The following is a 21199-nucleotide window of genomic DNA, read 5'->3' as shown; positions in this document are numbered from 1 at the left end:
GGAGGCGTGCCGCGGCGATTGCCCGAACCCGTGGGTCTCGTGCTGCTCGGCGCCACCGGTTCCATCGGCACCCAGGTCGTCGAACTGGTGGAACGTCACCCCGACAGGTTCCGGGTGCTCGGTCTGTCGGCCGGCGGACGCGTGGCGGAACTGGGCCGCCTGGTGGAGAGGCTGGAGCGTGCGGGCGCTGCGTCCGCACCGGTCGTGGCGGTCGCCGGCGAGGCGGCCCACCGTCTGGCCGGCGACGATCCGCTTCTGGGCCGACGCTTGGCGCCGCCCGGCGGGGAGGGGTTGCAGGTCCTCGCCACGTTGCCCGACGCGCATTGCGTGGTGAACGGCCTGGTGGGCGCGGTGGGGCTCGAACCGACCCTGGCGGCGGCGCGCGCGGGCCGTCGCATCGCCCTGGCCAACAAGGAATCCCTGGTGGTCGGCGGGCCGCTGGTTCGCGAGGCCGCGGAGGCGGGCGGGGCGGAGATCGTCCCGGTCGACTCGGAGCATTCGGCCCTGGCCCAGTGCCTGGTCGGCCGCGAGGCCGCGGAGATCGAGAAACTGATCCTCACCGCCTCGGGCGGCCCGTTCCGCGACATGTCCCTCGACGACATGGCGCGCGTGACGCGCGACCAGGTCCTGAATCATCCGACCTGGGCCATGGGTCCCAAGATCACGGTGGATTCGGCCACCCTGATGAACAAGGGGCTGGAGGTCATCGAGGCGCACGTGCTCTTCGGTCTGCCTTATCCGCGTCTCGATGTCTTGGTTCATCCCGGTTCCATCGTCCATTCGCTTGCGGTCTTCCGGGATGGGGCGGTCATGGCCCAGCTGGGTGCGCCGGACATGCGCGTGCCCCTGCTCTACGCCCTGGCCGGCGAGCGGCACCTCGATCTCGAGACCGCTCGCATCGACCTGGCGGGACTGGGGCGCTTGGATTTCGCCACCCCGGACCTGGCGCGCTTCCCGTGTCTCGGACTGGCACGCGAGGCGGGGGAAGCGGGGGGCAGCGCGACCATCACGCTCAACGCCGCCAATGAGGAAGCCGTGGCGGCCCTGCTGGACGATCGGCTCGCCTATGCCGATATTGCCAGCGTGATCGAGGGCGCCCTGGCAGCCTTGCCGGCGGGTCCCGTCGCCGATCTCGAGAGCGTGCTCGCCGCGGACCGGGCGGCCCGGCGCGTGGCGGTCCGGCTGATCGCCGATCTCTTCGGCGATTGACACCAGGCCTCATCCAGACGGAGCAGAAACGTGATATCGACTGTCGTCGCCTTCGTGCTGACCCTGGGCATCGTGATCATCATCCACGAGCTGGGACATTTCTCCGTCTGCAAGTGGACCGGCATCTACGTCAAGACCTTCTCCATCGGCTTCGGACCCAAGATCCTGCACAAGCGTTACGGCGAGACCGAATACGCCCTGTCGGTGGTCCCCTTCGGCGGCTACGTGAAGATGGCCGGCGAGGGGGTGCTCGAGGAGATACAGGACACGGGCACGGGCGAGGGCCACCAGTACCCCATCGGCACCGCCGAGGGCGACCGGGCCGCCGCCCTGCGCGACGATCCCATCCCGCCCGAAAGGCATTTCCGCAGCCGTCCGGCCTGGCAACGTCTGGCCGTCGTGATGGCCGGTCCCGTGGCCAACCTGCTGCTGGCCTTCCTGATCTACACGTCCATAGTCTGGACCTCCGGCATGCTGGTCATACCGGTCACCACGATCGGCGGCGTGGAGGAGGGGTCTCCCGCCGCCGCCGCCGGCCTGCAGCTCGGCGACAGGATCCTCACCGTCGCGGGCCGGGACGTCGAGATCTGGAGCGACGTGACCCTGGGCCTGACCGCTGTCGGGACGCCGGACGCTCCCGATCCCCGCAGCGTCCCGTTCACGGTCGAGCGCGCGGGCCGCGTCCTGGAACTCAGCCTCACGCCCCGCCGCGAGGAGAACGGCTGGTACCTCGGCCTCGAACCCATGGACAACATCGTCGGGCTCGTGCAGAAGGGCGGGCCGGCCGAGCGGATCGGCTTGCGCAGCGGCGACCGCATCCTCGCGCTGGACGGGCAGGAAGTCCATTCCTTCGGCGCCATCGCCAGGGTGATCAACGGCAAGGCCGGCGAGACGGTCGAGGTGCGCTGGGAGCGCGACGGGCGGATACAGGAGGCGTCGGTCGTGCCGGAACCGGCCGAGATCCTGCCCGATTCGACCATCGGCCGCATCTTCTTCGACAGGCTCTACCGGTCGCGTTCCGTGAGCTTTGCCGAGGGGCTGCGCATCGGCTACCGGGCGACCACGGGCACCATCCTGTCGACCGTCAACGTGCTCGGCAACTTCTTCCTGGGGCGCCTGGGCCTGGATGCCGTGGGCGGCCCCATCCGCATCGGCCAGGTGGCCGGGGAGATGTTGCGCTGGAGCTTCGGCCACCTGATGCAGTTCATAGCCTTCTTCTCGGTGAATCTCTTCCTGCTGAATCTGCTGCCCATCCCCGTGCTCGACGGGGGCCACGCGGTCTTCATCCTGCTCGAGATGGTCTTCCGTCGCCAGGTGCACGAACGCGTGCAGGCCATCGCCACCCAGGTGGGCCTGATCATGCTGCTGCTGTTCATGACCTTCGTGATCGTCGTCGATGTGCTGAAGGTGATACCGGGCCATTGACCCGGGTGCGATCCTCACTCCCCTGCGGACGCGTCCGCAGGGAGCGCCGCGGGCGGCGGGTCGGGCACGGGTACGTGCAGGCGCCGAGCCTCGGGCGCCGCGAGCAGGGAGTCCTCCTCCGCGTCCAGGATCGTCGCCAGCAGCGTGTGGATCTTCTCCAGGCGGCTCGCGTCGACGGGCAGGGCCGCCCGGGTCTCGACCAGCGAGCTGTCTCCCCAGGACGCCGCCAGCGAGTCCAGCAGGGCGTCGCCCGCCTCACGATCGACGAGCGCGACCGCTCTGGCCCGCTCCAGGGTCACGAAACGCGTGATGTACATTTCCTCCGCCGGCGTGAGATCGGCCAGGCGCAGGGGGTGCTGCGCATCACGGCAGCCGACGAGCAGGAGCGCGGGCACGAGCCAGGCCGTCAAGGTCAGGGTGCGACGCAACGGGGTTTTCATGCTGACGGACATCTGCTTCTCCGTGATATGCTGCCGGGAACGAGGCAGGGAACGGATCGGATCACAAGTAGTTCCTACACTCTAGTCGCGAGATGGACAAGATACAACTACAGCGGAAGCTCTTCGGTGCACGCGCGATCCTCGTGGGTCTCGCGGCTTTCTGCTGCCTCGGCGGGGTGCCGCGCACCGCCGGCGCCGTCAGCGAACTCGACTACGGCCTCGGGCAGCACCTGCTCCACAGGATCGTCATACGGGGCAACACGACCTTCTCCGGCGACGATCTCAAGGCCCTCATGAAGATCCGCGAGCCCCGCTGGTTCCATCCGCTGATGATCATCGGCTTGTCCGACCGCAAGGCCCGCTACCAGCCGCACCTGCTCGAAGCGGAGCTGAAACAGCTCTCGCGATACTACCGCCATCAGGGTTTCCATCAGGTCTCGGTGGGGCTGGATTCCGTAGGCGTCGATCCCGAGGGGCGCGGCGACGTGATCCACATCTCCATCGTGGAGGGCCCGCGCACCTACCTGAGCGACGTCCGTTTCGAGGGCGGTTTCTCCCTCGCCCACGGCGAGCTGGCCAAAGGGCTCCGCTACAGGCCCGGCGTGCCGGCGCCCGCGGATCTCAACGCCCTGGGGGCGGACATCTATCTCATGCGGACCCGCTTCTGGGAGCATGGCCACCTCGACGTGTCCATCCTGCCGTCGCTGACCGTCCGGGACGCCGCGACGCAGGAGCGCCGGGACGCCCTGCTCGTCTACAGCATCGACGCGGGATCGGCCTACACCATCGGCCAGATCACCGTCGAGGGGCAGAGACGTAGCCGCCTGGAGTTGATCACCAGGGAGCTGCGGGTGCGCGAGGGCGACATCTTCCGCTGGAGCGCGGTGGAACGGTCGCAGCGCCAGTTGCTCGAGACCGCGCTCTTCCGCGACGTGAGCTTCATACCGGCCAATACCGATACCACGGCCGCCACGGCGGATCTGCTCGTGCAGGTCGTCGAACGCAGCCCCGCGTTCTTCGAGTTCGGCCTGGGCGTGGGCAGCCGGGAGCGGATCCGACTGCTGGCCGCCTGGGGCCACAACAACCTGTTCGGGACAGGCCAGCGTCTGCGCCTGCGCACGCGCAACTATCTCAACTACGAGGACGTCCAGCGCCTGTCCGCAAACCGCGTCGACCCCGAACTGAACTACAGGTACGACATCCTGCACACCTACCCACGCCTGTTCGGCAGATTCCTGCTCGACACGAACCTGTTCCTGGCCAAGGAGACGCGCGGGGAATCGGGCCTCAATCTGGAGTCGCAGGGCTTCTCGTTCGGGACGCGTTTCCAGGGCGGTCCCCACGTCATCAATACCGTCGAGCTGCGTGTGGAAGAAGTCGATCCGAACCTGCACCCCGACGCCAAGCAGTCCCTGCGGGAAGCCTACGAGGCCAGCGAACTGCGCTCGTCGGACACCCGGTCGGTCGGCTGGGCGTTCTACGAGGAGGGGCGCAACAACCCGCTGCGGCCGGACCGCGGCACTCTGCGCACGATGCAGATGGAGGTGGGCGGCGGTCCCCTGGGCGGAGACAATTCCTTCGTGAAGATCGCCGCCGGCCTGCACGCCTACCACGGGACACCGCTGGGCGGCGTGCTGGCCTGGCGCGTCAGCGCCGGCGCCGTGCGTCCCTACGGCGGTTCGCGGGACCGGGGCGCCGACGGCGTGCCCTACCAGGAGCGGTTCTTCGCCGGGGGCGCCTCCACCGTGCGCGGCTACCTGGAGCGCAGCCTGGGCCCCCAGATCACGGACCAGGCGGTGCGCGACTCCCTGCGGCTGGCCAGCGACGTCCCCCTGTCCGATCAGCCGGCGCGCGGCGGAAACTATCTGCTGCTTACCAACGTGGAGTGGCGCTTCCCCATGCCGCTATTCAGCCAGTGGCGCGTCGACGGCGTGGCCTTCGTCGACGGCGGCAACGTATGGGAGCGGGCGTCGGACATCCGGCTGCGCGGTTTCCGCTGGCGCTCGCACCCGCGCGATCCCGCCGACGATTCCGCGACCAGGACCTGGGACTACCGATACAGCGTCGGTTGCGGCGTGCGCATCCACACACCCGTGGGGCCGGTGCGCCTGGATGTGGGCTTTCCCCTGAAACGGGCGAGGCTCACGAACACGGAGTTCGATGACGCATCGGACTTCAAGATCGAGGACAAGGCCATCTATCATTTTTCGCTGGGGTTCCCGTTCTGATGCGACTGCGCATGAGCAGGAAGAGATGGACGCTGCTGCTGGCCCTGGGGCTGGTGACCGGCGCGGTCTTTTGGATCGCGGCCCACCCCGAACTGCTCACGCCCTACTTCGCCCGCCTGGCCACACGCCATCTCCTGCGGGACAGCGAAGGCGACCTCAGGATCGGCAGCTTCTCCGGCAACGTGCTCACCGGGCTGCAGCTCTACGACGTCACCCTCTCCCTGCAGGGCGAGCGGGGGGCCGCCGTCGATGTCGGCATCGACACCCTGTCGGTGGACTACCGTTTCTCCGAACTCCTGCAGAGCCCGCTCCGCCTGCGCCGCGTCGTCGTGAGCGGTGCCGACTGCCGGGCCCGACGTGGCGGCGCTCCCGAGCCCGCCGCGAAGATAAGGCCCGGAAGCCCCTTCACCTTGCCGCGGTTCCGCATCGACGATCTCGACGTGTACGGCTCGTCCATGACGGTTTCGGGACCCCAAGGACGCATCGAGGAGACCTTGGACGGAGTCCGGTGGCGAGGCACCGTCAAGGCGGATACGTCCCTGACGCTGGTCTGCCAGCGGGGCGATCTCCGCTGGGAGAGCCGGGACAGCATGATCCGCGACCTGCGCGGCCTGTTGACCGTGGACAGCCGCCGCATCGACGCCCGGCACATCTCGTTCGTGCTCAACGACCACGCCGTGACGGCCTCCGGCCACCGCACCCATGACGGCGATCTCTCGTTGAGAATCGCCGCCGATGGCATCTCCACCTACGAGATCGAGGAACTCATCGACACGACCCTCGGCTTCAGCGCCGCCGGCGGCACGCGGATGCAGCTGTCCACCCGGGCGGATTCCCTGTGGCTGGACATCTCCTTCCAGGGCGAGTTCGAGGGTTATGATCTGGAAGGGATGCAGGGCACCTGCCTGCTCGCGGACGACGTGCTGGCGTGGGATCGCCTCGAGGGACGCATCAACGGCGCCTGGTTCAGCGGCTCCGGCACGTTCGATCTGCACGACGCGCGGGACGTCTCCTTCCAGCTGCGCGGGGACGTTTCCGACGTGGATCTCGCCCGCGGCCTGGTGCCGGACCTGGCACTGCCCGAGACGGACGGCTGGGGTTGGCTGAACCTGTGGCGTCGCGACGGGACCGACCAGACGCGCGTCAGCGGCTGGCTGCGCGAGGGGCACCTGGCCGGGGTCCCCTTCGACTCGGTGCACGTCTCCTTGGAGGGGGACGGAGCCGGCGTGACGTTCCACAGCCTCGAACTCCGGCACGCCGCACAGACGGCCCATCTCACCGGGTACGCGGACACCAGCGGCGCGTTCCTGGGGCGCCTGGAGATCCTGGCCGGCGATCTCGCCACCCTGCCCCGCGCGTGGCCCGTACCGACGTTGCAGGGCGCCCTGCAGGTCTCGGGCACCTTGTCCGGCCAGGATCCCGTCTACGACTTCGAGGGCGTGGCCGCCATCGCGTCCTGCGAGATCGGCCCCGTGCGCATCGACGACGTCCGCGCGGATCTCTCCGTCGAGAACATACTGGGCGCGCCCGAGGTCTCCGCGGAACTGGCCGGGCGCTCGCTGCGCTGCGCGGGCGTGGAGCTGGGCTCGTTCACGACGGGAGGCGTGGCGACCTCGCAGGCTGCCGTCCTGCACCACTTCCGCTCCCAGCACGGAGACACGACCCTCAGCTTCCGCGGCCAGGTCGAGTACGGCCCCGACGGCGCCAGCTATTACCTGCCGCGGCTGGAGTTCATGCTCGAGGGGAACAGCTGGCAGCTGGCGGATGCCGTCCGCTTCCGCACGGGGGACGGCTTCTTCAGGCTGGAGCAGGCTTCCCTGGTCTCAGACTGGGGGGCGCTGCACGGTTTCGCGGTCTGGGACGAGCCCGGCGACAACCTTGACGGCGAGGTCGTCCTCGACCATGTCGATCTCGACCTGGTGAACTCCTTCCTGACCGCGGGCGCATCGCTGAACGGCGAGTTGACCGCCACCCTGTCCCTCGGCGGCACGCCCTACGAGCCGCTCCTGGGTCTCGAGGCCCGGCTCGACGACTGCGTCCTGCCGCTGGCCACGATCGACAGCCTCACCGTCGCGGCCCTCTTCTACGACGACAACCTCGACATCCGCAGTCTCGATCTGCACAGCGACTTCGGCCGGGTCGAGGTCTCCGGTCTCGTCTCGCATTCCGGCGTCGACCCCGAGGAGTTCTGGCCGGGGGCGGAACTGGTCCTGCATCTCGACATCACCGACGGCGACTGGGCGTTCATCGACCAGTTCGGCATCCCGTCCCTGGACCGCATCGCGGGCACCTTCGACGGCAGCCTGGATCTCGGCGGCACCACCTACCGGCCCGTGATCGCGGGCGGGATCACCAGCACGCCGTTCGACGTGCACTGGCTGCATCTGGACGAGCTGCGGGGGTCGTTGGGCTATGCCGATGGCCAGCTCACCCTGGGCGGCCTGCGCGGCCACCGGGGGAACCTCGCCCTGACCGGCCGTATCGAGGTCCCCCTGGAGCTGGACCTGCACACCGAGCCGGTCTCGCCCCTCGACGGACCCTTCTACATGCGTGTGAGCATCCCGCGCGACTCCGACCTCACGGACCTGGCGCGCATCTGCAATGCCTTCGTGGAGACGGGGGGGCGGGGCGGTCTGGATCTCGTCGTTTCGGGAAAGGCCGAGCATCCCTATTATTCAGGCAGCGTCGAGGCGCGCGGCGCCTCGTGCGTCATACGGGGCCTGAGCGAGGTCTACCGGGACATATCCTGCGACGGCAGCTGGCAGGGCGACGTCCTCACCCTCACGGACATTCGCGGGCACGAGGGCGAGCGCGGCGTCCTGGCCGGCAGCGGCACCATGACCTTCGCCGGCCTCGAACTAGAGGGATTCGACGTACGGCTCTCCGCCGACCGCTTCCTGGTGGCGTCGATCCCGGAATTGCGGGCCCTGGTGCGCAGCGACGAGGTGGCGCTGACCAGCGTGAAGGTCGGTCCGGACAGCCTCATCGTGCCCAGGTTCACGGGTAACCTCGAGGTGATCGAGGCCCGCTACGTGGGCGATTTTTCCGAGCAGCCGTCCCTGAGCGATCCCCGCGTCGGCACCGTGGCGCCCGATTGGCTGGCGGATCTCAACCTGCGCGCACCGCGCAGCAGCGGCCGGATCGTCAACCGCACCATGGAGCTGGACCTGGGCGGCGACGTGAGACTGGTCCGCGATCTGGACGGCATGTACCTGCGCGGGACCATGGCCATCGACAGGGGTCACCTGCCCGTCTTCAACAACGATTTCAAGGTGACCCGCGGAAACCTGGACTTCAGCCAGGAGGTGGGGGTGATCCCCACGATAGACATGACCGCGGAGACCAGCGTCCGCCTGCCGGCGAGCGACGGCGGTACGCGCCGCCTGGAGAAGATCTGGGTCGAGGTCACCGGCTCGGCCATGACCCCCGTCGTGGACTTCAGCTCCGAGAGCGGCTATGCGCGCTCGAACATCGAACGCATGCTGCTGGGCCTGTCCCCCCATGCCACCGACACCCAGACCAACTCCGCCATCCGCCAGGGCACCATGGCGGCCGGCTTCAACCTGCTCGAGCGCGAGGTGGCCGCCGAACTCGATCTCGTGGACACCTTCGACATCGAGAGCGGGCGCGTGCGCGAGGACGGCACGACCCAGACCCTGATCGGGGTCGGCAAGTACATCGGGCGCGACCTGTACGTCAAGTTCGCCCAGGCCGTGACGGACCAGGACCGCGAGGTGCTGGTCGAGTACCAGATCACCAACCACCTGCTGTTGCAGTCGGAGATCAGCCGGCGGCTGGACGAGGCGCTCGGCAACACCACCTACAGCATCGACATGAAGTACCGCTTCGAGTACTGAGGGGACCCATGAATCGACGACACCGCCTACGCAGGATCCTGGCGGCGACGATGCTCGCCGCAGCCGTCTGCCTGGCGCCAGGTGCCGCCGACGCCTACTACTTCGGGCGCAACAAGGTCCAGACCCGGAACGTGGACTGGCGGGTGCTGGTCACGCCCCACTTCGAGATCACGCACGCCTCGGACGCCGAGGAGCTCGCGGTCCGCGCCAGCATCGTCGCCGAACGGACCTACCGGGAATATGCGGACCGTCTGGACCACGAGCTGGAGACCCGGATTCCGTTCATCCTCTACGCCTCTCACACCGCCTTCGCCCAGACCAACATCTCCGACGAGATGCTGGGGGAGGGCACCGGCGGTTTCACCGAACCGGTGCGCAACCGCATGGTGCTGCCCTACGCGGGGTCGCACGCCGATTTCGTGCACGTGATCCGTCACGAGATGGTGCATGTCTTCATGTTCGACATGGTGTTCGGCAGTTCGCGTCGCACCATGCCACGCTCGCCCTTCTTCAACATACCGCTGTGGTTCGCCGAAGGAGTGGCCGAGTGGTACAGCAGCGGCTGGGACGCCGAGGCGGACATGTACATCCGCGACGCCACGACCAACGACTACCTCTGGCCCCTCTCGCAGGTCGGCGGATTCATGGTCTACAAGCAGGGCCAGGCTGCTGCGCGCATGATCTCGGAACAGTACGACGAGCAGAAGCTGGTGGAGATGTGGCGCACCCTGGCGCGCTCGCGCAGCATGGACCGGACGGTCAGCTACTCTCTCGGCCTGGACCGCGAGGATCTGGACCGCGAGTTCCAGCTCGAGATGCGCCGCCGCTACTGGCCCGCCTACGGCGATCTGGAGGCTCCCGACACGGCCGCGAGGCGACTCACCGATCACGTCGAGGAGAAGATCGGCTTCAATCACCGGCCCGCCATCTCGCCGGACGGGGAACACATCGCCTTCTTCTCCGACCGCGACGGGCTGGTCAGCCTCTACCTGATGTCGGCACTCGACGGCAAGGTGCTGCGTCGCCTCGCCCAGGGCTACCGTGCGGATCGTTTCGAGAGCCTGCGCGCCTTCCAGAGCGACATCAGCTTCTCGCCCGACGGCCGCGAGGTGGTCTTCGTCGCCCGCAGCGGGAACGCCGAGACGTTGCACACCATCGACGTGGCTTCGGGCCGGGTGACCCGCTCGCTGCGTCTCGGGCTCGACGGCGCCACGTCGCCGGCCTGGTCGCCGGACGGCCGCTGGATCGCGCTGGTAGGCACGATCGCCGGGCGCACCGACCTCTACCTCCTGGACCTCCGCCGCGGCGAGACGCCGGGAGTGACGCGCCCCCTGGCCGTGCGCGCACTGGACGGCGGGGCGGCCCTGATCCGCGTCACCGACGACGCCGGCGACGAGGCTTCGCCGGCCTGGTCGCCGGACGGCGCCCTGCTCGCCTTCTCGCACAATCCATGCGCGGAGGTGATCTACGAGTTCGAGATAGATCCGGACGGCGAGCGCCGGCTGCTCTGGGCCCGCTACCGCGGGGATGACGACACGCTCGCCGCTTGGCACGAACAACCCTCCGACCTGGTTTTCCTGGATCCCTTCGGCGGCGAGCGCCGCAGCCTGCGTCCCGGTGCCGGCTCCTGGCGCGACCCGGTCTGGACCGGCGGGCGTTCCCTCTGCGTGGTGGCCGACGAACGCGGCATAGACAACCTGGCGGCCCTGCAACTCTCGCCGTCCGGTGCCCACGTCGACTCGGTGCGCGTTTTGACCAACGTCGCCGGCGGCGTTTCACAGCCCAGCTACGCCCCGGGTGCCGACCGACTCGTCTTCGGGGCCTTCCACCGGGGCGGCTGGGACATCTACTGTGCCGACGTCTACGGTGAGTGGTCGCAGCGGGAGCCCGGCGGCAGCCGGCCCGCACCGATCCCGCTCTCTCCGCCGGCGTCGGCCGGGCGTGTCGGCGGACCGCCGCCCACACGCGATCCGGACGTGGTGGGGGAAGTGCGAGAGTACCATCCGCGCTTCTCGGTGGACATGAGCGGCGCGCTGCAGGGAGGAGCCGTCTTCTTCTCGCCCCAGGCCGGGCTGGCCATGGCCAACGAGATCCATCTCAGCGACCTGCTCGGCGACCACCGCATGTCCTTCCTGGTGAACGTCTACGGCTCGTTCAGCGACAGCGATCTCGCCGCGTCCTACGCCTTCCTCAAGCGCCGGATCGATCTGGGCGCCGGACTGTTCCACTACAAGAACTACTACAACACGGTGCTGACCAGCGTGGGCGAGGTCCTGCCCCACGATACCTTCTTCAGCGAGCGCAATTACGGCCTCTACGCCTTCGCCGCTTACCCCTTCAGCACCTTCCGGCGCGTCAGCCTGGAATTGCAGGCCCTCGCCTCCGAGCAGACCAGCTACCGCCTCGATCCCACCGGGATCTACCTGGCCGAGGCCGACAAGCGGACGTACCGCCTGCTGCAACCCATGCTGACCTTCGTGCACGACAGCGCCTTCTACGGCGATTACGGGCCGGTGACCGGCGGTCGCCTGCTGGTGCAGTTCGCGCCCTCGCTCCCGGTGGGAGGGAACACGCTCTCGCGCCGGACGGCCGTCTTCGACTACCGGCACTACTGGCTGCCCTGGCGACGCAACAGCTTCGCCCTGCGCCTGATGGGCGCCGGCAGCTTCGGCGACGACGCGCGCGCCTTCGTCCTGGGTGGCCCGTTCACGCTGCGCGGCTACGACTTCTACGATTACCAGGACATCTCGCATCTGGCGGGCCCGAAGATCGCCCTGATGAACCTCGAGTACCGTCTGCCCCTGCTGGACGCGCTCATCTTCGGCTGGCCGACGCGATGGGGCTTCGGCCCCATCGGCGCCACGCTGTTCTTCGACGCCGGCGCGGCCTGGACCGACCGCTTCCGGCCCTTCGGCGACGACGCGACGGGACGCTGGGGCATGAGGGACTTGCGTGGAGCCTACGGAATTGGTATAAGAACCCGCCTCGGCTTCATCCCCCTGAAATTCGACTGGGGCCGCCGCACCGACCTGCGCGACGCGGGACGGACCGAGTTCCACTTCAGCATAGGCCCGGAATTCTGAGCTGCGTTTGGACGAACACCGGATGGACCTGACCACCCTCAACGAACGTCAATGCGAGGCCGTGACGGCGCCGGACGGACCGTTGCTCGTGGTCGCCGGCGCGGGCACCGGCAAGACGCGCGTGCTCACCACCCGGATCGCCTGGCTGCTGGCGCAGCGGCGCTGCGATCCCTGGGAGATCCTGGCGTTCACCTTCACGAACAAGGCCGCCCGCGAGATGCGCGAGCGCGTGGACGGGCTGGTGGGAGAAGGCCGCGCGCCCGGGTGGATCGGCACCTTCCACGCGACCGGCGTGCGCATCCTGCGCAGCGACGGCGCCGCGATAGGCCTGGATCCGTCGTTTTCGATCTACGACACCGACGACAGCACGCGGCTGATCCGCAAGGTGGCCGCCGCTGCGGGCGTGGACGTCAAGCAGTATGCCCCGAACATGCTGCGCACGGTGATCAGCCGCTGGAAGAACGAGGACCTTCCACCCGAGAGCGCCGGCCGCGAAGCCGCCGACTTCCGCGAGGAGAAGGCGGCGTCCGTGTACGCCGCCTACGAGCAGGGGCTGCGGGACAGCAACGCCTGCGATTTCGACGACCTGATCCTCAAGACGGTGCATCTGCTGGAGGAGCACGACGCGGTGCGCGAGAAGTACGCGTCCCGCTTCCGTCACGTGCTGGTGGACGAGTTCCAGGACACCAACTCCCTGCAGCTCATCCTCGTCAAGGCCCTGTCCTCGGTGCACGGCAACATTTTCGCCGTGGGCGACGACGACCAGTCGATCTACTCGTGGCGCGGGGCCCGCATCGAGAACATGCTCGATTTCGAGCAGTACTTCCCGGGCACGCGGCTGGTGCGTCTCGAACAGAACTACCGCAGCACCGGCATGATCCTCGACGCCGCCAACGCCGCCATCGCCCACAACCTGCGCCGCAAGGGCAAGAACCTCTGGACCGCAGGCGCGGCCGGCGACCCGCTGCGCGAGGAACTGCTCGGGGACGAGGAGGACGAGGCGGCGCGCCTGGTGGAGATCGTGCGGGAGGAGATCGGGCGCGGGCGGCGTCGCGGCGATGTGACGGTGCTCTACCGGACCAACGCGCAGAGCCGCGCCCTGGAGGATTCGCTGCGTCTGGCGAATGTCCCCTACCAGATAGTCGGTGCCACGGCCTTCTACGAACGTCGCGAAGTGCGCGACGTGCTCGCCTACCTGAAGCTGGTCAACAATCCCCACGACGCGCTCGCCGCCCTGAGGGTGCTCAACGTGCCCAGGCGGCGCATCGGCGACGCCTCGGCCGCCCGGCTGCTCGCCCTGGCCGAACGCGAGGGATGCACCCTGGGCGAGGCGGCGGCCCGGCCTCATCTGCTGGAGCAGGATCTCAACCGTCCCGCCTGCGAACGCATCCGGGCCTTTTTCGAGATGGTCACCGGCTGGCGGGCGATGCTCGCGGGTCTCTCCGTCCCGGAGCTGGTGGAGCGCGTGATCGAGGACGTCGATTTCGTGCGCCACCTGGAGCGCGACGATCCCCTCACGGCGTCCGCCCGCAACGAGAACGTCGCCGAGCTCGTCAACGGCGCCTACGCCTTCCACGAGGCCAGCGACGGCGGCGACCTGGGCCAGTTCCTCGCACAGACCGCCCTGGTGGCCGATGCGGACACCATCAGGGACGACGAGGGCGTGGTGCGCCTGATGACCGTCCACGCGGCCAAGGGGCTGGAGTTTCCCGTGGTCATCGTGGCCGGCGTGGAGGAGCGCCTCATGCCCCACGCCTCTAACCTGGACGACGAGGACGCCCTGGAGGAGGAGCGGCGCCTCTTCTACGTGGCGCTGACACGGGCGCAGCGCCGGATCCACCTGCTGCACACGCGCATGCGGCGCCGCTTCGGTCAGCGCGAACTCTGCCTGCCCTCGCGTTTTCTCGGCGAGATCCCCGACGCGTTGATCGAGCGCGTGGGAGAGGAGCCCGTCGCTGGTACCTCGCTGGCCGAACTCTTCGGCGGCCGCGCGCAAGCGCCGGACGGGGCGGCCCGTGTACGCCATCCCGCGATGTGGGCCGGCGCGACACCGGTCGACTGGAACCAGGAGGCATCCCAGGAGGTGGTGATCTTCCACCCGGGTCAGCTTGTCACCCACCCGACGCTGGGTGTCGGCACCGTGGTCCGGGTGGAGGGCGGTGGTGACAACCTCAAGCTCAGCATCGACTTCCCCGACGGCGAGCGCCGTCATTTCCTGGCCAGGTTCGCCAGGATCCGCCCCCTGGACCGATAGTTGCGAAGGGTATTCCCGACTGTCGGATTTCACCAACCGTAAAAATAAGGCGTTTTCCGGTAATCCCCTCTCAAGTGGGGAAAACCCCGAGACGATACCGGGACCACGTTCGGTTCGACATCAGGCTTCCTGCAAAGGAAAGACGATCCATGCGCCGCTTCAAGGAATCGATCTTCGGGGATCTCGCCGTCTGGATGATCATCGCCGGCCTGTCCATGGGCACCGTCTTCCCCATCCTGATGCTGGCGATGGGGGTGCCCGCCGTTCACGCCCTGCGCTGGACCACTTTCCTGGCCACCGTGGCGGCCGGGGCGGCCGCGGGTTACGCCGGCCACCGCCTGGCCGCGCGCCTGATCCGACCCGAGTTGCACGGCGTGGTGACACGCATGCGCGAAGTCTGCGAAGACGTTCGCGAGGCGTCCTTCACCAAGGACTGGTCCATGTGCACGCCCGAGACATGCTCGCTGACGATCGCTTCGGACGACGAGATCGGCCAGATGGCCGAGACCTTCAACGAGCTGGTCAAGCAGCTGACCCATGCGCACAAGCTGGAGGAAGCCTCGACCCAGCAGACGGAGACCCTTTCCAGCAAGCTCGAACTGGGGGAGCTGGCGTCGGTGGCGGTCGATCTGCTGCTGCGGCAGACGGAAGCGGGCTCGGGCTGCCTGGTCGCTATGATCGAAGGCGAACTGCGGACCCTCGCCAACTTCGGGTTCAGCGACACGGACAGCATCCTGGGCAACGACCGCGTGCTCCGCACCATGGAGACGGGGCAGATGCAGACGGTGCGCGTGCCCAAGAGCATCTCCATCGACGCCGTGGTGGGCGACTTCAAGCCGCGACAGGTCATCGTCCAGCCCATCACTTACGAGATGAAAGCCCTGGGCGCGGTGGTGCTCGCGTCGGACACCATGTTCGGCAAGGATTCCATGTGGATCCTCGATCTCTTCACCAAGGGCATGGGGCTGGCGCTCAACAACGCCATCACCCACACCACGCTGCAGAAGATCGCCGCCCTGGATCCCCTGACGGGCGTCTACAACCGTCGCCTGGGCATGCAACGGCTGCGCGACGAGTTCCTGCGCGCGGAGCGCGACGGGACGAAGCTCGGCGTGGCCATGTTCGATATCGACCACTTCAAGAAGGTCAACGACACGTATGGTCACCTGGCCGGCGACCGCGTGCTCGTCGCCGTGACGAAAGCCGCGCGCGGCGTGCTGCGCGAGAGCGACGTGATCATCCGCTACGGCGGCGAGGAGTTCCTGGTGGTGTTGCCCGGCGCCACCGCGTCGGATGCGAAAGCCGTCGGCGAACGGATCCGCAGCGAGGTGGAAGCCTGCGCGGTCGAGGACGGCGACCGGAGCATCCGCGTCACCGTCAGCGTCGGCCTGGCGAATTATCATCCCGAGCGCATCAGGTTGGAGGAGGACCTGGTCAGGAAGGCGGACGACGCCCTGTACACGGCGAAGGAGGGTGGCCGCAACCGAGTGGTCTACTCGGCGGAGGAATCCTGGACGCAGCCCGGCGCCCCCCCTGGGGACCTGCGACCTGCGACCTGCGCGGTGCCGTGACAGCCGCCCCACTGTCGGGAACTCCGTGGACGGGAAGCCCTGGATGGGCTTCCCGTTCGACCTTGCGGCCGGGATATGCACATCAGCGGGCCAGCATCAGCTTCCTGGATGCGACCTCGTCCCCGTTGCGCAATCTCAGGACATAGATGCAGGAGGGTGCGTCTTTCCCCTGGTCGTCTGCGCCGTCCCAGATCGCCGTATGCCTGCCAGGATGTAAGACGCCTTCGCTCAGAGTCGCGACGAAGCGACCCCTTAGATCATGCACGGTAAGCCATGTTTTGCCACCCCGGAGCACCTCGAAAGCGACCGTGACGATCGGATTGCTGGGATTGGGTCGAACCGGGTACAGGATTGCCGATGTCGTCGTGTTGGGGAGGGGCGCCAGCCATGCGGTGGCGATGCAACGATCGATACCATCTATGCTGGTCGCGCTGATCGTGTAGATTGCTGCTCGGCAAGGAGGAGAAATGTCGGTCCAGGTGTTCACCGTCGCTTGACAGCATATTTCCGCGAGGCACAGCGGGGGAGCTTGTGCCACGGCACGATGGATCTTCACCGTCGGTGTGATCGACGACGCAGGAAACTCCCAGGCCAGCTCGGCCGCAGCTCCGCGCCGCGTGATGGTGAAAGATACCAACTCATTGGCGACGACTTCTTCGGCCCAGCGCGCGATCCCGGCCGCAGGCACGCCTCCCGCGCGATCGAAGTCCCCCGAGATGTACAGCGCACCGTCGTACCAATGCAGCGCGTCCGGCGTGCCCGACAGGCCGCCATCCAGCGACGACCAATGACCGTCATAGCTGGTGATATGTTCAGCCTGCTGGCCGCCGGCCTGCGTGAACTCGCCACCGACATATAATCTGTCTTCTGCGGCGAGCAGGCAGGTGACGGGGCCATCCAGGTCAGCCTCCAGATCCAGCCAGCCGGTGCCGTCCCAGGCTGCGATATAGGCGGGAGTGAGCGGGATGTCCGATCCGAACTCGCCGCCGGCGATCACCATCCCGTTGTAAGCACACAAGGCCCTGACCCTGCCCGGCAGGCCGCCGCCCGGGTTTTGCCAGGCCGAACCGTTCCAGAAGGCGATATTATCCACCGGCAACTCGCCAAGGGTGTCGAAATCTCCGCCGATGTAGATCTCGTCCCCGAAACGAACGATCGCTTTGCCTGTCCCGCTGCCGAACCCCGAGATGTCGTGCCACTGCTGGTCGGCCCAAGACATCACGCGGTAAGCGGACCCGGTGTTGTCGATTCTCAGATCATGAGGGATGTCCGGCGAGTAGACGTCTCTGGGGTCTCCTTCGATCATCACGAACCACCACTCGTCATCGCCCCTGAAGCCGGCGAAAGTGCCGTTCCCCCCGCCGTACTCGCCGATGATCTCGAAATAATCGCGCACGAGCAGATGCGTGACGTAGCTGTCTCCGTTCATCGGGAAGAAAGTCATCCTGTAGTCGTCTTCCGGTCTCCAGGAAGCCCCGTCCCAGGAGCTGCACTTCAGGGCGGGTACGCCACCCGTAACAGAGAACGTGCCGCCCACGAACATGCGGCCCTCGTAGTTTTCGAAGGTGCGGGCGACGCCGTCCATGCCCTGGCCGATTCTCGTGGGCGCGTGCCAATTGCCAGCATCGAAGTGTATGGCACCGCGACTCGCGACGCCCACGGCTCTGAAATCCCACCCGCCGAACCAGATATCGTCTCCGAGCGACATGGCCGCCTCGGGGCAGCGGAATGAGCCCAGGCCGAGACCTGTCCATGTCGTCCCATCCCAACGCGTGAAAAGCGCGGATAGATTGGTGCCCTCCCAACTGCCGGTAAGGCCCGCCACGGCGATCCAGTCGGCGCCCGCCGTGATGTGCGTGTAAACACCTCTGTAAAGCTCCGGAGCCGTGCAGACGTGGAACCACTGCGCGCCGTCCCAGCTGATGACATCATTGCTGCCGTCGTCGGTCCTGTAGAGAACGTAGGCCTGTCCATCGGCGACGGTCGCATCCAGGAGCGTGTCGATATAGGGCAGGTCGGGATTGGTGAACGTCTCGCCGTCCCAGACGGCAATCCCGTGCGACGGCTGGCCGCCGGCCACGGAGAACGAACCGGTCGCCACCAACGAACCGTGGCTCTCCATCAGATCGTTCACGTGGGAGTTGGCATGAAAGTGCTGCACCCATGCCGAGCCGTTCCAGCGGGAACTCCCGGCATGGAGTGTTCCTGCATAGACGCATACGGCGTTGATGCCGTAGCCGGGACCGTTGCCGACGGGTTCCCAGGCGGTCCCGTCCCATCGTGCAACGTAAGCGACCTCCGTATCGCCAGACGCGGTGAATACCCCGGCGGCGATGAGATCTCCATTCCAGACCACGATGTCACGGACACTGCCGTTCAACCCGTCGCCCAGGGGGTGCCACTCCTGGCCGTCGAAGTAGGCGATATGATCCACGTGGACATCGCCCGCATAGGCGAAGTCGCCGCCCAGGACGTAGCCGTCGGCGTAGGCACAGATAGCCCGCGCGGGACCATCGAACCCGGTCATGAAGAAACGGTCGTCCCATTGGCCGCCGAGGGCGATCGACAGCGAACCGGCTAGCAAGACGATGACTATAGAGAGTTTCATCGTTTCCCCTCTCGAATGACCTGGGCGAGGGGCATATATCCGCTCGATACTAACAGAATATGGACAAACAACTAACTCTTGCAGACGTTTCTAGCGGATGATAGCGATCTTCCGGCTGGCCCGCTGCCCCTGCGTCCAGACCGCCAGCCAGTACGTCCCGGACGCTACGGGGCGGCCTCGCCCGTCCCGCCCCTGCCAGTGCCACCGGTAGGGCTCGTCGCGAGCCGTCATCACGCCCAGGTCCCAGCCGCCGAGTTCGCGCCCGCGGACGTCGTGCAGGGTGATCCTCACCGGTCCGCCGCGGTTGACGCGGTAGGTGAGCCGAGCGCCGTCGCCGTCCGCCGGGTTGGGCCGCGGGGGATCGAGCGTCACGGCCGGGGGCGGGATCCGTGCGGCGGCGAAGAGCACCCACCCCTCGGGATCCAGCCGGAGGTCGTCGAGGTCGCCGGCCAGGTCCCAGTGGAAATCGGTCCGCGCGGCGTCGAGCACGATCCGGTCCTCGAGCCGGCCCGCCGCGCCCTCGAGGCGCACCGGCAGCACCAGGGTGAAGATCGTCGGCTGTACCTGCTCCAGGTGCAGGGTGTGACGCTGCAGGCCGCCGGACAGCGGGACGCTGTCGACCCACCAGTCGAGCTGCGGCGCCGCCGCGGTCTCGAGCCACGGGCGCAGCAGCGGCGAGACGTCGTACCCGGCGGCCGCCGACGCGGCGTCGAGCAGGTCCGCGGTCGTGACCTGTCCGTAGGCGCGCGTCGGATCCGTGACGTAGCCGCGCAGGAAGCGGAAGAAGACCTCGTCGCCGATGAATCCCCGCAGCATGTGCAGCACCCAGGCGCCCTTGTGGTAGACCAGCAGGTTGGGCAGGATGGGATCCGGGTCGGTCAGCGGGCCGTCGCCGGTGAACAGGTCGGGATGACGCTCTGGTCCGATGGCCCGCATCTTCTCGAGATAGGCCTCCCGCCCCGCCTTCTGCTCCAGCCACAGGGCCTCGAAGTAGGTGGCGAAGCCCTCGTTCAGCCAGATGTCGGGCCAGTCCGCGGGAGTGATAAGATCGCCGAACCACTGGTGGGACAGCTCGTGCACGAGGACGTTGGCGTATCGCCCGTCGCCCGTGAAGAGGAAACGGCCGAGGCTGGTGCAGGTCTGGTGTTCCATGGCGCCGCCCCACTTGATGGCGACCTGCCCGTAGCGTTCGCCGGGGAAGGGGTAGGGGCCGCAGAGCGCCTCGACGAAGTTGATCATCTCGCAGACCGGCGCGAAATCGAGCGCGGCGGCCTCCTCGTCGACGGGATAGACGTGGAAGGTCAGCGGCAAGGCCCCGGCGGCGGCCGCGCAGCTCTCCTCCCATTCCACGTACCGCGAGACGTTCACGCAGACCAGGTAGGTGGACATGGGATGCAGCGCGTCCCACACGAAACGGCGCCAGCCCGGTCCGGCGCCGCTCTCCGCGATCAGCGCGCCGTTGGCGACCACGCGCATGGTGTCCGGCGCGGTGACGGCGACCGTGACGGTCGCCTTGTCGGCGGGATGATCCTTGCACGGCCACCAGCTGTGGGCGGACCACGGTTCGCTCATCGTGAAGACCGTCCTGCCGAGGGGTTCGTCCGGCGAATCGCCCTGCACGCGGAAGAGCATGCCCGCGCGGTAGTTGCCGTGCGGCTGGGGCGAGCCGTGATAACGGACGAGGACCGTGGCCGTGTCAGCGGCCGTCTCCGGCGTGACGATCAGCAACTCCTCGCCCCGGCGCAGGAATTCGGCGCTCGCGCCGTCCCACAGCACCTCGTCCACCGCGAGCGACGGGACCAGGTCCAGCACCACGCTGTCCGGCGGTGCGGCGCCGGTGAAAGCGACGCGGGCGGACACGGCGCCGGCCACGGTCTCCGCCTCGGGGTCGATGCGCAGGTCCAGGTCGTAGTGGCCGACGTCGAATCCCCTGTCGTCGGCGCGCGGCCGCCCGTCGGCGTCGTCCAGCAGCCAGGCGGCGGGCAGGGGATGTTCCCAGGCCGCCGGTTCCGGGTAGGGAATCGACGCGGCCTGGACCGCGGCATGGGCGGCCAGCAGGCAGAGCGATGCTGTCACCGCTGGTTTGCGCAAGGACTCGTCCCTTCCAGGGGGGGAGGCGATCGGGTATCCTCCAGTCATGATAGCCCAGAACCGGAGCTCTCCCAAGCGAAGGACGCCGCAGGGACCGTGGATGACGATCTGATACGCAGACTCGAAGAGCTGGCCGGGTTGACCTGCGATCCGGCGGAGCGCGCGGCGCTGTCGCGGGACCTGCGCGACATGGTGGCGTACGTGGACAGGCTAGAGGCTTTCGTCGACGGATGCGCGCCGGCCGCAGCGACGCCCGGCGGAAATGGGGGGCGTCTGCGGGAGGATCGGCCGCGTCCGTCCCTGGCCAGGCGGGACGCGTTGTCCGGCGCCGCCGCGTCCGACGGCACGTACGTCCTGGTGCCGCCGCTGCGCCGGGGAGGCGGCCGATGACCGGGCCGGGGCGCATGACCCTGCTGGAGGCCGCGGCCGCGCT

Annotated in this window: 11 protein-coding genes; 8 read left to right on the top strand and 3 right to left on the bottom strand. The window is 67.9% G+C overall.

Translation table 11 applies throughout. The features are described from left to right. Positions 1-18 precede the first annotated feature (18 nt). Both dxr and rseP read left to right on the top strand, forming a co-directional pair. On the top strand, positions 19-1209 hold the full coding sequence (gene dxr / locus KJ554_11695) for a 1-deoxy-D-xylulose-5-phosphate reductoisomerase (GenBank protein MBU0742998.1): 1191 nt from the start codon (positions 19-21) through the stop codon (positions 1207-1209). A 30-nt stretch (positions 1210-1239) separates the two neighbouring features. Beyond that, positions 1240-2634, top strand: a complete 1395-nt coding sequence (rseP, locus tag KJ554_11690; protein MBU0742997.1) for an RIP metalloprotease RseP — start codon at positions 1240-1242, stop codon at positions 2632-2634. A gap of 14 nt (positions 2635-2648) precedes the next feature. Here the strand turns inward: rseP and KJ554_11685 are convergent, their stop codons facing one another. Next, positions 2649-3086 (bottom strand): hypothetical protein, encoded by a 438-nt coding sequence (locus KJ554_11685; GenBank protein ID MBU0742996.1) that lies wholly within the window; start codon positions 3084-3086, stop codon positions 2649-2651. Between the two features lie 80 nt (positions 3087-3166). Here KJ554_11685 and KJ554_11680 point away from each other — a divergent pair, with 80 nt between their 5' ends. The 5 genes from KJ554_11680 to KJ554_11660 all read left to right on the top strand — a co-directional run bounded on the left by KJ554_11680 (position 3167) and on the right by KJ554_11660 (position 16067). Beyond that, a complete protein-coding gene (locus tag KJ554_11680) occupies positions 3167-5302 on the top strand; it encodes a BamA/TamA family outer membrane protein (protein ID MBU0742995.1) in 2136 nt (711 codons plus the stop codon). An 11-nt stretch (positions 5303-5313) separates the two neighbouring features. Further along, positions 5314-9159, top strand: a complete 3846-nt coding sequence (locus KJ554_11675; GenBank protein MBU0742994.1) for a translocation/assembly module TamB — start codon at positions 5314-5316, stop codon at positions 9157-9159. Between the two features lie 8 nt (positions 9160-9167). Continuing rightward, on the top strand, positions 9168-12242 hold the full coding sequence (locus tag KJ554_11670; protein ID MBU0742993.1) for a BamA/TamA family outer membrane protein: 3075 nt from the start codon (positions 9168-9170) through the stop codon (positions 12240-12242). A gap of 22 nt (positions 12243-12264) precedes the next feature. Continuing rightward, positions 12265-14496 (top strand): UvrD-helicase domain-containing protein, encoded by a 2232-nt coding sequence (locus tag KJ554_11665; protein ID MBU0742992.1) that lies wholly within the window; start codon positions 12265-12267, stop codon positions 14494-14496. A gap of 149 nt (positions 14497-14645) precedes the next feature. Beyond that, positions 14646-16067, top strand: a complete 1422-nt coding sequence (locus KJ554_11660; GenBank protein MBU0742991.1) for a diguanylate cyclase — start codon at positions 14646-14648, stop codon at positions 16065-16067. 82 nt (positions 16068-16149) lie between these two features. On the opposite strand, the gene KJ554_11655 is transcribed toward KJ554_11660, so the two are convergent. Both KJ554_11655 and KJ554_11650 read right to left on the bottom strand, forming a co-directional pair. Next, positions 16150-18675 (bottom strand): DUF2271 domain-containing protein, encoded by a 2526-nt coding sequence (locus KJ554_11655; protein MBU0742990.1) that lies wholly within the window; start codon positions 18673-18675, stop codon positions 16150-16152. 90 nt (positions 18676-18765) lie between these two features. Then, entirely contained in the window at positions 18766-20766 is a 2001-nt protein-coding gene (locus KJ554_11650) for a M1 family metallopeptidase (GenBank protein MBU0742989.1), read from the bottom strand. A gap of 96 nt (positions 20767-20862) precedes the next feature. Here KJ554_11650 and KJ554_11645 point away from each other — a divergent pair, with 96 nt between their 5' ends. Further along, the gene (locus KJ554_11645; GenBank protein ID MBU0742988.1) at positions 20863-21156 is read left to right on the top strand and encodes an aspartyl/glutamyl-tRNA amidotransferase subunit C; all 294 of its coding nucleotides are present in this window, start codon (positions 20863-20865) and stop codon (positions 21154-21156) included. The last annotated feature ends 43 nt before the right edge of the window (positions 21157-21199 follow it).

This window comes from bacterium (assembly GCA_018814885.1).
Taxonomy (GTDB): domain Bacteria; phylum Krumholzibacteriota; class Krumholzibacteriia; order LZORAL124-64-63; family LZORAL124-64-63; genus JAHIYU01.
Note: the sequence above shows the minus strand (reverse complement) of the source record. Positions and strands in the feature narration are given on the sequence as shown.

Coding starts and splice junctions, on each gene's coding strand:
- KJ554_11685 (MBU0742996.1), bottom strand. CDS start 3,086: ATGTCCGTCAGCATGAAAACCCCGTTGCGTCGCACCCTGACCTTGACG.
- KJ554_11680 (MBU0742995.1), top strand. CDS start 3,167: ATGGACAAGATACAACTACAGCGGAAGCTCTTCGGTGCACGCGCGATC.
- KJ554_11675 (MBU0742994.1), top strand. CDS start 5,314: ATGAGCAGGAAGAGATGGACGCTGCTGCTGGCCCTGGGGCTGGTGACC.
- KJ554_11670 (MBU0742993.1), top strand. CDS start 9,168: ATGAATCGACGACACCGCCTACGCAGGATCCTGGCGGCGACGATGCTC.
- KJ554_11665 (MBU0742992.1), top strand. CDS start 12,265: ATGGACCTGACCACCCTCAACGAACGTCAATGCGAGGCCGTGACGGCG.
- KJ554_11660 (MBU0742991.1), top strand. CDS start 14,646: ATGCGCCGCTTCAAGGAATCGATCTTCGGGGATCTCGCCGTCTGGATG.
- KJ554_11655 (MBU0742990.1), bottom strand. CDS start 18,675: ATGAAACTCTCTATAGTCATCGTCTTGCTAGCCGGTTCGCTGTCGATC.